Origin of the sequence: Pontibacter sp. 13R65 (genome assembly GCF_047525655.1) — a bacterium.
In the GTDB taxonomy this organism is placed as follows: domain Bacteria; phylum Bacteroidota; class Bacteroidia; order Cytophagales; family Hymenobacteraceae; genus Pontibacter.
The window spans coordinates 84,177-99,373 of record NZ_JBLIQL010000016.1; the positions used below are offsets into that span (position 1 = coordinate 84,177).

13 protein-coding genes and 1 tRNA gene are annotated in these 15,197 nt (G+C 48.5%); 3 read left to right on the forward strand and 11 right to left on the reverse strand.

The genetic code is table 11. The features are described 5' to 3' along the window. Positions 1–224 precede the first annotated feature (224 nt). Both truA and ACMA1I_RS17030 read right to left on the reverse strand, forming a co-directional pair. Positions 225–974, reverse strand: coding sequence for a tRNA pseudouridine(38-40) synthase TruA (gene truA, locus ACMA1I_RS17025; protein WP_337069624.1), 750 nt, complete (start codon positions 972–974; stop codon positions 225–227). 209 nt (positions 975–1,183) lie between these two features. After that, entirely contained in the window at positions 1,184–2,383 is a 1,200-nt protein-coding gene (locus ACMA1I_RS17030; protein ID WP_337069651.1) for an acetyl-CoA C-acyltransferase, read from the reverse strand. A 237-nt stretch (positions 2,384–2,620) separates the two neighbouring features. Here ACMA1I_RS17030 and ACMA1I_RS17035 point away from each other — a divergent pair, with 237 nt between their 5' ends. After that, complete coding sequence (locus ACMA1I_RS17035) at positions 2,621–3,121, forward strand: DUF4293 domain-containing protein (protein WP_337069625.1); 501 nt, start codon at positions 2,621–2,623, stop codon at positions 3,119–3,121. Positions 3,122–3,282: 161 nt separating this feature from the next. Here ACMA1I_RS17035 and ACMA1I_RS17040 read toward each other — a convergent pair whose 3' ends face one another. The 8 genes from ACMA1I_RS17040 to ACMA1I_RS17075 form a co-directional block, all read right to left on the reverse strand. Continuing rightward, entirely contained in the window at positions 3,283–4,038 is a 756-nt protein-coding gene (locus tag ACMA1I_RS17040) for a DUF4476 domain-containing protein (RefSeq protein ID WP_337069626.1), read from the reverse strand. Between the two features lie 147 nt (positions 4,039–4,185). Next, complete coding sequence (locus ACMA1I_RS17045; RefSeq protein WP_337069627.1) at positions 4,186–4,716, reverse strand: class I SAM-dependent methyltransferase; 531 nt, start codon at positions 4,714–4,716, stop codon at positions 4,186–4,188. A gap of 75 nt (positions 4,717–4,791) precedes the next feature. Then, complete coding sequence (locus tag ACMA1I_RS17050; RefSeq protein ID WP_337069628.1) at positions 4,792–5,049, reverse strand: hypothetical protein; 258 nt, start codon at positions 5,047–5,049, stop codon at positions 4,792–4,794. Positions 5,050–5,223: 174 nt separating this feature from the next. After that, on the reverse strand, positions 5,224–6,393 hold the full coding sequence (locus tag ACMA1I_RS17055) for an AIR synthase related protein (protein WP_337069629.1): 1,170 nt from the start codon (positions 6,391–6,393) through the stop codon (positions 5,224–5,226). A gap of 490 nt (positions 6,394–6,883) precedes the next feature. Further along, complete coding sequence (locus ACMA1I_RS17060) at positions 6,884–8,833, reverse strand: OmpA family protein (RefSeq protein WP_337069630.1); 1,950 nt, start codon at positions 8,831–8,833, stop codon at positions 6,884–6,886. Between the two features lie 17 nt (positions 8,834–8,850). Next, positions 8,851–9,333 carry a hypothetical protein gene (locus ACMA1I_RS17065; RefSeq protein WP_337069631.1) on the reverse strand — a complete coding sequence of 161 codons (483 nt, stop codon included), beginning with the start codon at positions 9,331–9,333 and terminating at the stop codon, positions 8,851–8,853. A 362-nt stretch (positions 9,334–9,695) separates the two neighbouring features. Beyond that, positions 9,696–10,478: a (Fe-S)-binding protein gene (locus tag ACMA1I_RS17070; protein ID WP_337069652.1), complete on the reverse strand. Its 783-nt coding sequence runs from the start codon at positions 10,476–10,478 to the stop codon at positions 9,696–9,698. A gap of 234 nt (positions 10,479–10,712) precedes the next feature. Continuing rightward, positions 10,713–12,086: a (Fe-S)-binding protein gene (locus ACMA1I_RS17075; RefSeq protein WP_337069632.1), complete on the reverse strand. Its 1,374-nt coding sequence runs from the start codon at positions 12,084–12,086 to the stop codon at positions 10,713–10,715. 167 nt (positions 12,087–12,253) lie between these two features. Here ACMA1I_RS17075 and ACMA1I_RS17080 point away from each other — a divergent pair. After that, positions 12,254–12,326, forward strand: a tRNA-Phe gene (locus ACMA1I_RS17080). A gap of 382 nt (positions 12,327–12,708) precedes the next feature. After that, on the forward strand, positions 12,709–13,851 hold the full coding sequence (locus ACMA1I_RS17085; protein WP_337069633.1) for a putative sensor domain DACNV-containing protein: 1,143 nt from the start codon (positions 12,709–12,711) through the stop codon (positions 13,849–13,851). Between the two features lie 147 nt (positions 13,852–13,998). Here the strand turns inward: ACMA1I_RS17085 and ACMA1I_RS17090 are convergent, their stop codons facing one another. After that, a complete protein-coding gene (locus ACMA1I_RS17090) occupies positions 13,999–15,093 on the reverse strand; it encodes a J domain-containing protein (protein WP_337069634.1) in 1,095 nt (364 codons plus the stop codon). Between the last annotated feature and the right edge of the window lie 104 nt (positions 15,094–15,197).

Consider the following 15,197-nt stretch of genomic DNA (forward strand, 5'->3'; position numbering starts at 1 on the left):
ATGTTGCTAAACATACCTGATTCTAGGTATGCCTTACAGGACCTGTTTTAGCCTCTATTCGTGTGTTATAGCAAAATAACATTGCTTTACTCTCTGATTATTTTGTTGGCACACAAACCCAATTGCTTTATTGCAAGAGTACAACAATTGGCGGGACTATTAAACGAGTGAAAGCTGCTGCATTGCATCAGCTAGCTACCGCTGCAGAAGCTAGCTGAGCTGATTCAGGAAGGAAGGAACAGGTGTGGCGGGTATTCTACTTTTGCCAGATATAGGCCTTGAGCTGGCGCTGCTCCACTAGCATTTCGTCGGTCGCGGCTGGCAATGGCTTCTTCAAACTCAGCCACTGTTAGCTTTCCTTTCCCTACATCGAGCAGTGTGCCCACCACCAGCCTTACCATACCCCGCAGAAAACGATTAGCCCGAATAGTAAAGAGCAGTTGATTTTCGTACTGCCCCCACACGGCTTCATACATATTGCAATTGTAGTGTTTGGTATCGCCTTTTACTTTAGAGAAGGTGGTAAAATCTTCGTAGCGCAGCAGAATGGCAGCCGCCTCGTTCATTAGCTGCACCTGGGGCTGGCGACTCAGATAATAAGCGTATTCTGTCAGAAACGGATCTTTATTGAGTGTAATGCGGTAATGATAGGTGCGGGCAAAGGCATCGAAACGGGCATGCGCCTCGTCTGACACGGCATACAGATGTTTTGCTGCTATGTCGGGTGGTAAGATGCGGTTTAAGCGGTAGCAGGCCTGTTCCACATCCAGCGGCTCCGGTACATCAAAGTGCACGAACTGCTGACTGGCGTGCACGCCAGTATCGGTTCTCCCACTGCCCACAGAGCTAATCGGATGACGCAGCACCTTGCTCAGGCAATCGTCAAGCACTTGTTGCACCGTGTGCGCATTTGGCTGCACCTGCCAGCCATGGTATCGGGTGCCGTTATAGGCCATTTCCAGGAAGTACCGCATGGGGCAAAGGTAAGAAGACTTTGTGTAGTTTATAGTTTAGGGTTCTGAGTTAGAAGTTATTTATCGCTAAACTAAGTTTCTGATATCCCGTCTTCTCCTAAACCATTAAATAACTTAACCTTATAACTACTACGAGCAAGTAACAAACTAAATTCTTCTAATGAAAAAGGCCTTCCGGAGGTGATTTGGTTTGTTAAAGGCCTAGGGTTTTAAACCTTTTCAAAAATAACGGCTGCTCCCTGCCCTACTCCTACACACATGGTGGCGAGGCCATAGCGGGCTTGGGGGCGCTTGTGCAGCTCGTGGAGCAGGGTGGCGGTAATGCGGGTGCCGCTTGCACCCAAGGGATGGCCCAGCGCAATAGCACCTCCGTTTACATTTACGTTGTCGGGATTTAGCTCCAGTTGCTGCATACAAGCTACTGCCTGTGAGGCAAAGGCCTCATTCAGCTCCACTAAATCAATGTCTGGGATGGTTAGGCCAGCCCTTTTTAGAGCTTTGGTTACAGCAGGCACTGGCCCCATACCCATGCAGGCTGGGTCTACGCCAGCTACTGCCATGGCTACTACACGTGCCAGGGGCTTCAGGTGCAGGCGTTTTACCAGGTCCTCATTTACAAGCAGTGCTGCGGCGGCACCATCGTTTATGCCAGATGAGTTACCGGCGGTAACAGTTCCTCCTTCTTTGAAGGCAGGTGCCAGCGAAGCCAGCTTTTCGAGAGGGGCCAGCCTGGGATGCTCATCTAGACTGAATAACTGGGGTTCTGCCTTGGGTTGTGGTACCCGAACGGGTACAATCTCACTGCTGAACTTACCGGCCTGTGCCGCCTGCTGGTATTTTAGCTGGGAATTGTAGGCGAACTCATCCTGAGTTTCACGTGAAATGTTGTATTTATCGGCTACGTTTTCGGCAGTTTCGCCCATACTGTACGGGTAGTGCAGCGCTGAGAGGCTGGAGTTGGTAAAGCGCCAGCCGATGGTGGTGTCGTATATTTCGGCCGTTCGTGCATAAGGAGTGGCTGCTTTCGCCATTACAAACGGAGCGCGTGTCATGCTTTCTACGCCACCGGCTATATACGCTTCGCCATCGCCGCAGGCTATAGCCCGCGAAGCATCCATAATTGCCTGCAACCCGGAAGCGCATAGCCGGTTTACGGTTAAGCCACCGACCTCCTGTGGAAGTCCGGCCAGCAGCAGCGCCATGCGGGCCACATTGCGGTTGTCTTCTCCGGCCTGGTTAGCGGCTCCCAATATCACATCTTCGAGCAGTTCGGGGCTTAGTTGCGGGTTCCGCAGCAGCAATTGATTAAGCACATGCGCTGCCAGGTCATCGGGCCGAACAGCGCTAAGGGCACCTGCAAATCTACCAATAGGTGTGCGTACTGCATCTACAATATAAGCCGTTTTCATTTTCATACAAGAATAAAGGTAGTACGGTACAAGATGAATGTGCTCACTCCCAAAGCAGATAGGCTATTAAAACCCTGGTAACCGCGTTCTAATTTTGAAATTAAACTTTTACCAACTGAGCAACCTTTAATGAACGGACTCTTTTGCTTATATATCCAGTAATTTTATAATCAGTTGAAGACCTTCATTAGATTTTTACCTACTTTTGCGTGAATTTGCAAGTTAATTTACGCCTTTATGATCCAAAGAATTCAATCCGTATTTCTATTTTTATTGGTGCTGGCCATGGTTTCGATGTTTTTTATTGATATCTGGTCTAAAACAGACACAACTTCTGGCCAAACTGTTGTTCTCAGTGCTTTTTCGCTCGACACCCATTTCCTCAATGATCAGGGTGAGACTACCAACACAGGCGCCACACCCTCGCAGGGAAGCATTGCTATCGGACTTTTAGCTATAATAGCCGCTGTCATTGCACTATACGAGATTTTCCAGTTTAAGAACCGCCTGACCCAAATGAAACTTGGGCTCTTTAATACGTTGGTGCTGGTGGCGCTGTTTGGCACTACCTTTTACCAGGCTAACTATATCGCAAACGACTTGGTAGCGTCTGATGTTGCGGGCACTTACGAACCTGGTTTTTATATGCCGGTGCTGGCTCTGCTGCTAAACGCATTAGCCAACAGGTTTATAAAAAGAGACGAAGATCTGGTACGCTCTGTAGACAGGCTTCGCTAACTGATTAGAGCCAAATAAGTTAAGGGCTTCTTTTAAATTATTCTAATGTTTTTGCCCTTCCGAAAGCATTACTGTTCTAAAATGCCAAAGACCAGCCCTCTTAAACAAGCAAGGCCCCGGCAGTTGAGCCGGGGCCTTGCTTGTTTAAGAGGGCTATAGGCCTACCTTCTGCTATTGATATAGCGTTCCATTTCCTGAATGCTGGTATCGAATTCAAAGGCATCGTATACATAATAAAACCGTTCCTTGTCGCAGACAGAGTCGTAGGCAAACTTGGCAAACTCTACCCGTGAGCCTTCGTAGCCGAATTGGTCGAGCAGTTCTTTTAAGTCTTCCGCTGTAATGCTGTTGCTTCTTATGGCGGCGCGCGCAATAGTGAGTTTAGTACTCTCCTGCTCTCTAGCCTTTATCGATTCCAACAGCTTATCGAAATCGTAGCGGGTTATTACATTTTGGCAATAGTCCTCGTCCTGGTTCTGGAGGGGTGGCTCTGGCTCCTGTGGGAGCTGAGGAGTATTATAATCGCCAGGGTTACCTCCTGGCCGACCTTGCGACGGAGGCACAGGGCTGGCTATAGGCGGCCTTAGCGGCACATCGCCTAACTTTTGCACCCGCACCCGCCCACTTCGCCTACCTACTACCAGCTCAAAGGTAGACTCGTAGCCTGTAGGCAGCAACACCGTAGCGCCGGTTCTGTAAATGCCGTAGCGCCCTCTTATTCGGAACTCTACTAAATGCTGCCCTGGCTGCAGGTTAGCTACCCGCACCACGTTCTGCGCCACCGGGTTTACCAGCCTGCCATTCAGGTACATCTGGAACGGTTCTCCTCTCCGGGTACTAAAAGTGAGAGCAGAAGCCTGTGCCCATACCGGCCACGCCAGCAGCACAAGCAAAAACGGTAGTAAAAGCTTTTTCATGGAAGTATAAGTCTTTACTTATACTTCTTGATATGGCTAATATTATGCCAAATTTGCCTTGGCTACTTCTTCCGCTTCAGCAGAAAAGCTGCCTGGTCACCCTGATTTTCGGCATTTAATTTATTGGCTAGCCTGCTGTATTTTATTTTATTTCCGCTTAAAAAAGGTAGAGAAAGTGCGGGGCTGCTTCTCCTGAAGTGGAATATCCTGCCTGTATTTCTCACTATGAATGAATTGTGCGGCCGTAGAATCATACACCACATCTACTACCTCCAGACCTGCTTTCCCAGCTAGCACGTTCATGCTTTCAATGGAATGTAGAAAGAAATGCCGGGGAGCATCAAGCTGAAACCAGTCGGTGCTGTAGTGCTCCCAAGCGTAAGACGAAACAGTAGGAATCCGTATCACACAGGTACCATCAGGAGCTAAAAGCTGCTCCACTGCCAGCAGATTCTCGAGTGGGTCGGGTACGTGTTCAAAAGAATGGTTATAAATAATTACATCCCACTGGCCTTCTATGTCGCTAATATAGCTTTTCTGAACTTTAAAGCCATTAGGGTATACTATGGTTGCGGGAATAAACGGATCGGCCCCCATTACCTTTTTCATGCCGAGCTCATATAGCGGGTAAGTATAGCCTCCGATACCACACCCCATATCTAACAACCTGGTTTGCATATGCATAGAGAGCATCCCAAGCACCTTGTACTGACTGGCCGGGAACGAGGTTTTAAATGCTTGGTTAGAGGAATTCTATGTAAATAGAGTGGCCAGGAAGCGTATTTTTCTGAACTTACCTTCTACACCACTGTAATAGTCATTTTTAGGTCTTACGTGGCCATTGTAATCCTGAGGATTGTATGGAGCAATGTCAGCGGGTATTTCTGCGATCTGTAGGCACTTGCAAGCGGCACACTGGAAATAAGTAAAGGTGGTCCGCAGACCAAACATCATTTCACGGGCCTGATAGGTGGTGTTATTTTCTGAATTTCTGCAAATCCGACAGGTCATTCTCTTTATCAATAGTTTTGTTAATTTGCCCAAGGTAAAGATTAATGAAAAAATCTATGGTCTGCAGGTAGATGTTTTAATTAGTGGAGACAAAATTAAATGTTTAATCAGCATAGACGCCCACAGGCTTTTACGCTGATTAAACATTTAAATAAATAATTAAATAGAATAATATTAGCCCTTGTAATAAAACTCGCCGTGGCTGCTCCTAATGGTGAGTTCGTTGGTGTTGCTGCCCTCTACGTGGCCAATCACCTGCGCCTCCACGCCAAACGAGCGGGCGATGGCAATCAGGTCATTAGCATACTGCTCCGGCAGGTATACCTCCAGGCGGTGGCCCATGTTAAAGACCTTGTACATTTCTTTCCAGTCGGTGTGGCTTTGCTCCTGAATGAGGCGGAAAAGCGGTGGCGTGGCAAAGAGATTGTCTTTTATAATGTGTACGTTTTCAGTAAAGTGCAGCACTTTGGTCTGGGCGCCGCCGCTGCAGTGTACCATGCCGTGTATGTGCTGCCGGTATCCTTTCAGAATCTCCCTCACAATAGGTGCGTAGGTACGGGTTGGCGATAGCACCAGCTTGCCAATTTCCAGGCCGGTTTCTTCGTTTACATCCGTCAGACGGTAATTGCCCGAGTACACCAGGTCTACCGGCAGCTCCGGATCGTAGCTCTCGGGGTACGACTTAGAAAGATACCTGTGGAACACATCGTGTCGGGCCGAGGTGAGGCCGTTGCTGCCCATGCCTCCGTTGTACTCGTCTTCGTAGTTGGCCTTACCATAAGAGGCGAAACCTACTATTACATCGCCTGCCTGAACGTTGTGGTTCGAGATAACTTCATCGCGGCGCATGCGGGCTGTAACGGTGCTGTCTACGATAATGGTGCGCACCAGGTCGCCTACATCGGCTGTTTCGCCACCTGTGCTGTAAATGCCGATGCCGTTGTCGCGGAGCATCTGCAGTACTTCTTCGGTGCCGTTTATAATGGCGGCTATTACTTCGCCTGGAATCAGGTTTTTGTTACGGCCGATGGTAGAAGAAAGCAGAATGTTGTCGGTTGCGCCTACACAGAGCAGGTCATCGGTGTTCATGACCACGGCATCTTGTGCAATGCCTTTCCAAACACTCAGGTCGCCGGTTTCTTTCCAGTACATGTAGGCCAGCGACGATTTGGTGCCAGCGCCGTCGGCGTGCATAATGGCGCAATACTCTGGGTCGCCGGTAAGAATATCAGGTATAATTTTACAGAACGCCTTTGGAAAAAGGCCCTTATCGATGTTTTTGATGGCGTTGTGAACATCTTCCTTAGAAGCAGAGACGCCACGACGCAAATATCTATTTTCCATAGTGCTGGATGGTTTGCCTGTAAATTTAACAAATCCTTTGCAGGAGACAGGAAATTAAGTTAAAAAGTTAGGAACAAGTGCGCTTCAGTAGGATCAACTGAAGCTTATTCTTACTAACGAAACATCTTTTCTGCTGTCCCTGGTGATTATACGTAAACCAAGCAGGCAATAATCGCTAAAGCCTTTAGCTAAACATAGTTAAAAGGTCTCTGGAAGGCCTTTTTCATTAGAATAATTTAGCTGCCTGATCCGGACTGCAGAGTTACTTATTGCTCCATAGCTTCTTTACCTAGCAACTACAAAAAAGGACTCACGGCCTGAAAAGAGTACCTTCTCTTAGGTTCAAATTCTTCTAATGAAAAGAGCTTTCCGGAGGTGTTTCACGGCTTCGGAGGCTCAGGGCTGCCTCGTCAGGCTACAAACAATAAGCCCTGGCAACCAGCAGTTCATGCAGTTACCAGGGCTTTTTGCTTATAAAGTCTCTTTATTCTTACTCCGCTATCCGAATTACTTTAAACTCGGTGCGGCGGTTACGCTGGTGCTGCTCCTCGTTGGTGGCATTCTTTATAATGAGGCGGCTCTCGCCATAGCCTTTGGCAGTTAAGCGTTCTGCATCGATGCCTTTAGAAACGATGTAGGCTACTGCAGACTCTGCCCTGCGCTGCGACAGGTCCATGTTGTAAGCATCGGAGCCACGAACGTCGGTGTGTGAGCTTAGCTCAATAGAGATGCGTGGATTGTCTATCAGGATCTGCACCAGCTTGTCCAGCTCCAGGGCTGCATCCTCTCTGATTTCGGCTCTATCTAAGTCATAATAGATGTTTTCGAGCACAATTGGCTTTTCGCGCACAATTTCGTTCAGTACCAGGGTTGCAGTAAGGCGCACTTCATTCACCTCCTCTGTCAGCTCGCTTTGTGGTAGCATTTTGCCTACGGTGGTAATGCGCTGGCGGGCTGTAAAGAAACCAGATTTTTCAGCTACCAGGGAGTATGTAGAGGCACTATCGAGTGAGAAGGTGAATTTACCGGCTGCATCGGTACTTGTTTCGCTGAGCCTCTGGCCATTTTCATCCTGCAGCACTACAATATTATCGGGCACTGGCACCTGCTGGCGGGCTCCTTCGCGGCGCTGGAACAGGGTGCCATCTACAAAGAAATTCACCTGCTTCTTAACTGACCTGCTGAAAGCGTATATATCGTCGCCACCTTTACCACCAGTACGGTTGGAGGTAAAAAAGCCATTCTCTACATCTTTGAAAACAATGCCAAAATCGTCGCCAGTTGAGTTAATGGGAGCGCCTAGGTTCACAGGCTTGCCATCTACTATTCGGAACAAATCTAGGCCACCCAGGCCGGGCAATCCATCGGAAGCAATATACAGCGTTCCGTCGGGGCCTACGTGAACAAAACTTTCGTTACCGGGCGTGTTTATTTCCGGCCCCAGATTAACAGGCGCAGAAAAACGGCCTTTGTCGTCAAGAGTGGTTTTGTAAATATCAGTACCGCCCTGGCCTCCTCTACGGCTCGAAGAGAAGTACATGGTTTTACCATCGGGAGAGAAAGCCGGAGATGAGTCCCAGGCACGGGAGTCGTTTATGCTGAGAATTTTGGGTTCTGACCAGGCACCAGACCGGAAGGTGGAGGTAAAGAGGTTCACGTTTTGGCGACCTTTGCGCGTGCCTTCGTTGCTTCTGGCAAACACCATAATCTGCCCATCGGCAGTAAACGCAGGCAAGGCATCGTGCATGCCATCGAGGTTTACGCCTTCAAACTTCCGGACCGTGGTTCCAATATTCGCTAAAGAGTCGCTCAGGTTAGCGGCATAAATATCAATAAAGCCTTCGCCGTTGCCCATGTATACCTTACCGGCACCTCTTGTAGAAGAAAATATTAACTCGTTATTTAAAATAAGCGGCGCAAATTCTGAGCCTTCGGTGTTCAGGGTCTCCAGGTGCTGAATTTCAAACTCAGGGTGCTTTTTCAGAATATCAGACAAGGAAGCAAAGTTTTCTACCTCGCGGGTGGCCAGCGCTTTTAAAGTGGGGTTACGGGCTACTTTTACATACTCCTGCAGTTGCCGCTGCGACTCCTCGTATTTGCCGTTAGACTTGAGCGACATGCCGTAATGGTAATACAGGTCTTCCTTGCGGAAATTGGCACTAAGCGCGGCCCTGTAAAACGGCTCCGCCTGCTCCAGCCTATTCGATAAACGGTACGATTCAGCTATTTTATAATTGATCTCTCCTTTGCGGTCGGTTTTGTCCAGGCCTTGTTTGTAATAGGAGATGGCCCGCTCATACTGTTCCTGCTCAAAGCGCTTGTCGCCCTGGCTTAGGTAGCGGCCGGTACCGCAGGCACCAAGCAAAAGCAACAGCAGCACAAAAACGCTCATTTGCTTCAGGTAGGAAGCAGGTAATTTAGATGATTGTATTTGAAGCATGAACAAGTACGTTTGGATTAAAAATACCTGGAAAGCCAACTGCTACCAGCAGGCCGTGGCCAGGCAGCTTGAAGCTCTCCTAAATTATTCACTAAAGTATCGAAGTATAATGAATTTTCGTTTATCTCGCCAGCAGATACTTTGTCTTTTATTGCGCTAAGCGGCACTAACTGCACCTCCCCTTCCTGTAGAAAGGCAAGTTGCGTACGGTCAAAAAGCGAAACCTGAAAATGCCCTTCCATTTCGCGCACAAAGTTTACCGACTTATCAATGGAGCATCCGCTGGCGGAGGTAGCGCTCTCGTTATTGGCCAGCACCAGGAACTGGTTGTGCAGCAATGTGGCCGAGGCTTCCAAGCCTGTTCCATGGCTACTCCACTCAGTAGCAAAACGTTGCAACATTGGTTTTATTTCAGCCTGCTCCTTTTCTGTAAATGGCCTGTTGGCCTGGTAGATCCAGAGGCGGGCATGGGTTGGCAGTTGATCGAATGGGATATACATATTACGTGCTTATACTACTATATAGAAATACCTGTTGCAAATTTACAACAGGTATCTGATTTTGTTTTGTGTTATCTTAATTAACGAATTATTAACTAAGCTGCGTCTGTTGAAAGCCCCTTTTTCTGATGATTATATAGATAGCTACTAGGTACCAGCTAAAAGAATCTTTCCCTTTTAGCTGCTTTGCCCAGACGCTTGCGGGAGCTACGCACGCTGCAAGGTCTTGCCTGTTCTACTTCAGGTCGGTCATTGCCCAATAAACCAACTAGCTAAGAACAACTTTCAATTAAAAACCAGCTGTAAATTATTGTAATGAAACAGGCCTTCCGGAGCATAAAATGCTCTAGCCAGGCCTTTACTTAGCGGCTTAGGCCTTCTGCCTGTGCAATAAGTTCGGCAATGTCAAACACCTTTACTTTTTCTTCCTGCTCCTTGTTCTTCACTCCATCCGTCATCATAACCATGCAGAAAGGACATGCGGTGGCGATTACGCTGTCTCCGGTGCCTAACACAGCCAGTGCCTCTTCGGTGCGCTCTATGTTTACGTCTTTTTTGCCGGGCTCTGGCTCTTTAAACATCTGGGCACCACCGGCACCACAGCATAAACCGTTGGCGCGGCTGCGCTTCATTTCTACCAGGTCGGCATCGAGAGCGGCCAGCACCTCGCGGGGCGCTTCGTAAATATCGTTGGCACGGCCCAGGTAACAGGAGTCGTGGAAGGTAATGCGGCGACCTTGAAACGCCTCTCCGTTTGCCACGCGCACTTTGCCTTCGTTTATGAGCTGCTGCAGGTAAGTGGAGTGGTGAATTACCTCGTAGTTTCCGCCCAGGTCGGGGTACTCGTTTTTGAGCGTGTTGAAGCAGTGTGGGCAGGCTGTCACAATCTTCTTCACATTGTAAGCATTCAGGACCTCGATGTTAGTCAGCGCCTGCATCTGGAACAGAAATTCGTTACCGGCACGCTTGGCCGGGTCGCCGGTGCAGCTCTCCTCGGTACCCAGCACAGCGTATTTAATGCCCACATGCTCCAGTATCTGCACAAAAGCACGGGTTACGCGCTTATAGCGATCGTCGAAAGCACCTGCACATCCTACCCAAAATAAAATCTCCGGTTCTTCTCCATTAGCAGCCATCTCGGCCATAGTAGGCACTTTTACTAGTCTTTTATTTTCCATTTTCTTGAGATGTTAGATGCTAGATTGTAGATAATAGACATTCATCCTATCTGGCATTAACTTTCACTTTTTGAAATTTTCTTCCTGGTTCTTTACATCCTTTAAGCCTAAAGCTGCAAACAGAACGGCGACCTTACATTGACAATTATACTGCAACAGACTCAGACAAAAATCTAGTATCTATTATCTAGCATCTTCCATCTAATTAGGCACATATAACTCTTCGGCCCAGTTAAACCTGTCGGATGGGGAGAAGGCCCAGGGGGCACCGTTGTTTTCGATGTTGGTGAACATGGCGTTGAGAGAGGCTGGCGCGGCAGACTCTTCGAGCACCAGGTAGCGGCGCAGGTCCATAATGGTAGACACCTGATCTATGTTCACAGGGCACGACTCGGTGCAGGCATTGCAGGTAGTACAGGCCCAAAGTTCTTCGGGGGTGATGTAGCCTCGCAGCAGTGTTCGCTCCTCTTCAGCAGCTTTTACGCGCTCTGTACCGGCATCTTTGCCGTATTTGGCCGGATCAAAAATTACCGGCGACTCCCCTTTCTCCTCCATGCGGTCGCGGGTATCCATCACGATTTTGCGAGGCGAGAGCAGCTTACCTGTAATGTTAGCAGGGCACACGGATGTACAGCGGCCGCACTCAGTACAGGTGTAGGCGTCCATAAGCTGCTTCCAGGTCAGGTCCTCCACATCTTTGGCACCGAACCGCTGTATAACGGGGTTACCTTCAGCATCTACTTCCGGGGCTGGGGACTGGTAGCTAGGGTCTAGCATAGCCTTAATTTCGTGCGTAATGGCAGCATTGGTGGTAAACTTACCTTTAGGCAGCAGCTTGGAGTAGTACACATTCGGGAAAGCCATGATAATGTGGAAGTGCTTGGAACTAGGCAGGTAGTTCATAAAGGCTAGTATGCCGATAATATGGAACCACCAGCCTACGCGCTCAATCACGTGCAGCGACTCCGGATTGCTCCCGAAAATATTTACAAACAACTGGCTGATCGGGTAACTGCCTGCCACTTCGCCTCCCTCCAGCTGCACCAGCTTCAGGCCGGCAATGTTGAAGGTAAACAGCGCCAGCATCAGCACGATTTCTATTACAAGAATGGCATTGGCATCCATTTTTGGCCAGGCCCGCATTTCTACTCCACTCGCCAGCCGGGGAACTTTAGTAACGTTGCGTCGCCACAGAAACATAACGCAGGCCACAATTACCAGCGCCGCCAGTATCTCGTTTATGAACATGAGCGCACTGTAGAGCCCACCCAGAAAACCAAATGCCCGGTGTGTACCAAAAACGCCATCTATCAGAATTTCGATTACCTCGATGTTAATGACAAGAAAACCGACGTAAACAAACAGGTGCAACACAGCCGGCAGCATGCGCTTGAACATTTTCTGCTGCCCGAACGCCACCAGCAAAGTTTTGTTGATGCGCTCCGATGGATTATCGGCCAAATCAGTATCGCGGCCCAGCAAAATATTTTTGCGGATCTTCCGGATCTGCCATATAAACAGCCCTATCCCTAAGCCTGCTATAATAATGAAGATGATGCTCTCTATTGTAAACACGGCAAATTATTCGTTATGCATACTAATTTAAAAATAAATATAACCTAAACCTCGGAATAAACTGGCAATCCACTTTTTTTAAAATTTTTTTGGCCGATTGTTTGCATCTTAAAAGTTCCTTGCTACTTTTGCATACCCTTACGGAAAAGGGGGACACAACAAGAGCTGGTGATGTAGCTCAGTTGGTAGAGCAAAGGACTGAAAATCCTTGTGTCGTTGGTTCGATTCCAATCATCACCACAGAGACCCTTGTCAGAAATGGCAAGGGTTTTTTGTTTTTAAACTGTTTTAGACACTGAAACAGCCTCATGACACTTCAGAAATAAAACCGCAAGTAAGTACCTCAGCTCCTGCTCGCACCATTCTAACGCAGCCACTGTGTGAGTGGTTGTCTTACCCAAAAAACAGCAAATATTTGCGGAAGCGGCCTATCTGTACATCCTGCTATACAAGTTTAATTTCTTTTCAATCAGCTTTCGTTTTTTAATTTGCTCCAAGCAGCCCTTATGCTTTTTCAGGCAAAAACACCTCCAGAAGGGCAAAACCATTAGAATAATTTTATTCTGATTACTTTTGGATACAGCACAGAACTTGCTACTTTGAAAAAAGCAAAACCAGGAGCATGAGCCACAGAACAACATACCAGGCTGCCCGGGCAGTGGCACCTGCCATAGAGCAGCACTTTGCAAGTCTATTAGAGGAGGCCAGGCAACAAGATGCGCAGGACTTGGCGCACGGCCCGCAGGCAGAGGTAATAGAGGCACTAGCCAACGCAGCGTTCTGGGCAAGCCTATTGCATGAGGAAGGCCTATCTCCCAAAATATCAATTGCTTATCTTTCGCCGGAGCAGAGTCCGCAGCCTTTACTATTCGAAAAACCTTTTACACTTACACCTGGCATCCTCACCAAACTGGCACCAGCCGTAGAGCGGCCAGGCATCCATTTGGGCGTGTGGCAAAACGGTGATAAACTGCAACTGTGGGGAGCTACCCGCCTTATTCCAAGCCTTTGTTTTGTGCTGGAGGTAATAGAGCCGGGGCTATTAGTTGTAAAGCATCGGCGGCTCGATGGACTGGGAAAATTTGTAAATGTAGCCGTGCTGCGTGGAGAAGAGGTAAAGATAGTAGACGAAAATAGCGGCAGCCAACCTGATTGCCCTAACCTGCTCTCCTCGTTGCTGGGCCTTTCTACGGCGGCATCGTGGAGCGATTCAGTAAACGTGCTGGTGCAGCTCGCCATTTCTATGCGCGACCATGGCCGTGGCGGCACTCTGCTGGTTGTTCCTGCCGGCACCACTGCCTGGCGCAAATCTATTATGCACCCCATTACTTATTCGGTCGCTCCTGCTTATGCTGCTCTTACCGACCTGATGCGCCAGGAAAAAAGTGACAGGAAAGGGAGTGCCTGGCAAGATACGTTACGCCGAGCTATAGATGGCGTAGCCGGCTTAACAGCAGTAGATGGCGCTACCATTATCAGCGACTCTTACGAGCTGCTCGCTTTCGGGGCCAAAATAGGTCGGCCGGAGGGGAGTGCACCAGTGAGCCAGATTACCATGACAGAGCCCATTGTTGGCGGCGAGGCAGTGGTAACAAATCCTGCCCTACATGGCGGCACACGGCATTTATCGGCGGCCCAGTTTGTACACGACCAGCGCGATGCACTGGCACTAGTAGCCTCACAGGATGGCCGCTTTACCATTTTTGCCTGGTCGCCCTGCGAGAACATGGTACACGCCCATCGTATAGATTCGCTCTTGCTGTAGTAGCCCAATCAGGGTTGGTCTATCAGCTAGTGGTATTCCTAAGGTGCAAGAGCTTACTCTACGCACAGCAAATTATTCTAATGGTTTTACTCTTCCGGAGGTGTTTTTATAAATAAAAGACTTTGGGCGCTCCACCCGGCTTTTGCATTACAGGCAGTTTGCCCGCAGTTCGAGCAATGCGGCGGAGTAGCCTAAGCGGTAGGCCTTGTTAAAATGCACACAAGCGGAGTCTTGTTGTTGCTGTACTATTTCAGTTCGGCCAAGCAGGTAAAAAACGCGTCCGTTGCTTTGGTCTGTTTGCAGCACCTCCCGGTAATCGGCTTCAGAGGCCTGGTAGTTGCCCAACTTGTAGTACCCAAAGCCACGGTACGTAAGGGCTGTCACCCACTTCTCGCCACCGTTGCTATAGTTCAGAAAAGCATTAAAATCTTTTATGGCTATTTGTGGCTCATTCAGATAAAATAGCCTCACCTCCCCGAGCTCTAGGTGAGGCGCATACAAGGTACTGTCCATTTTCAGGGCCTGCTGCAGGTCGGCTTCTGCTTGCTCGTAGTTCTCCAGCTTCAGGTGGCACTTGCCCCGCATATACAGTGTCTCGGCTTTTACGTCTTCCTGAAAAATAATGGCCCGATTAATATCCCGTACCGCCGCCGCGTAGTTTTCATATACATTCATCTCGAGGCTGGCCCTGGTCAAGTAGGCATCAGCGTGCTTGGGCAAGAAATGAATAGCATCCGTCAGCAAGCTGTGGGCGCTACTATACTTCCCTCCTTCTATATAGCTTAGGGCTGTTTTATATTTGTCTTCGCCGGTTACATGGTCCATGACTACTTTCAGCAACAGGCTAAAAAGCAAAATACAAGTCGTAAACGTAATAGTAATATAAAGATCTTTGCGCGAAAACCGCTTACTGTGCACCGGCCTCGCATGGTAGTGCCGTTCCGACACCGAAGCAGGGGGCCGGGTGGTATGGTAGCGTGGGTTATAATAGGGCTGCTGCTGTTGCGCCATGCGTTCCTGGTCGCGTTGGTATTGCAGACGCTGGTCGTACCGAGCACGCTTGGTAGGGTTAGAGAGCGTTTGATAAGCCGCGTTTATTAATTTAAAACGTTCTTCGGCTTGCGTATTTCCTGGATTTTTATCCGGATGGTAGAGCACAGCCAGCCGCTTATAAGCCAGTTTTATTTCCTGGCTTGTAGCACCTGGGCTCACCTCTAAAACCGTATATAAGTTAAAGTCCAAAGAAATTCGGCTTGAAAAAGTTTAATCTTAAATTCAATATATTCGGTCAATATACCGCAATTTCCGTACTACAATCAAACTATCTAATTTTTACGGAAAATTTT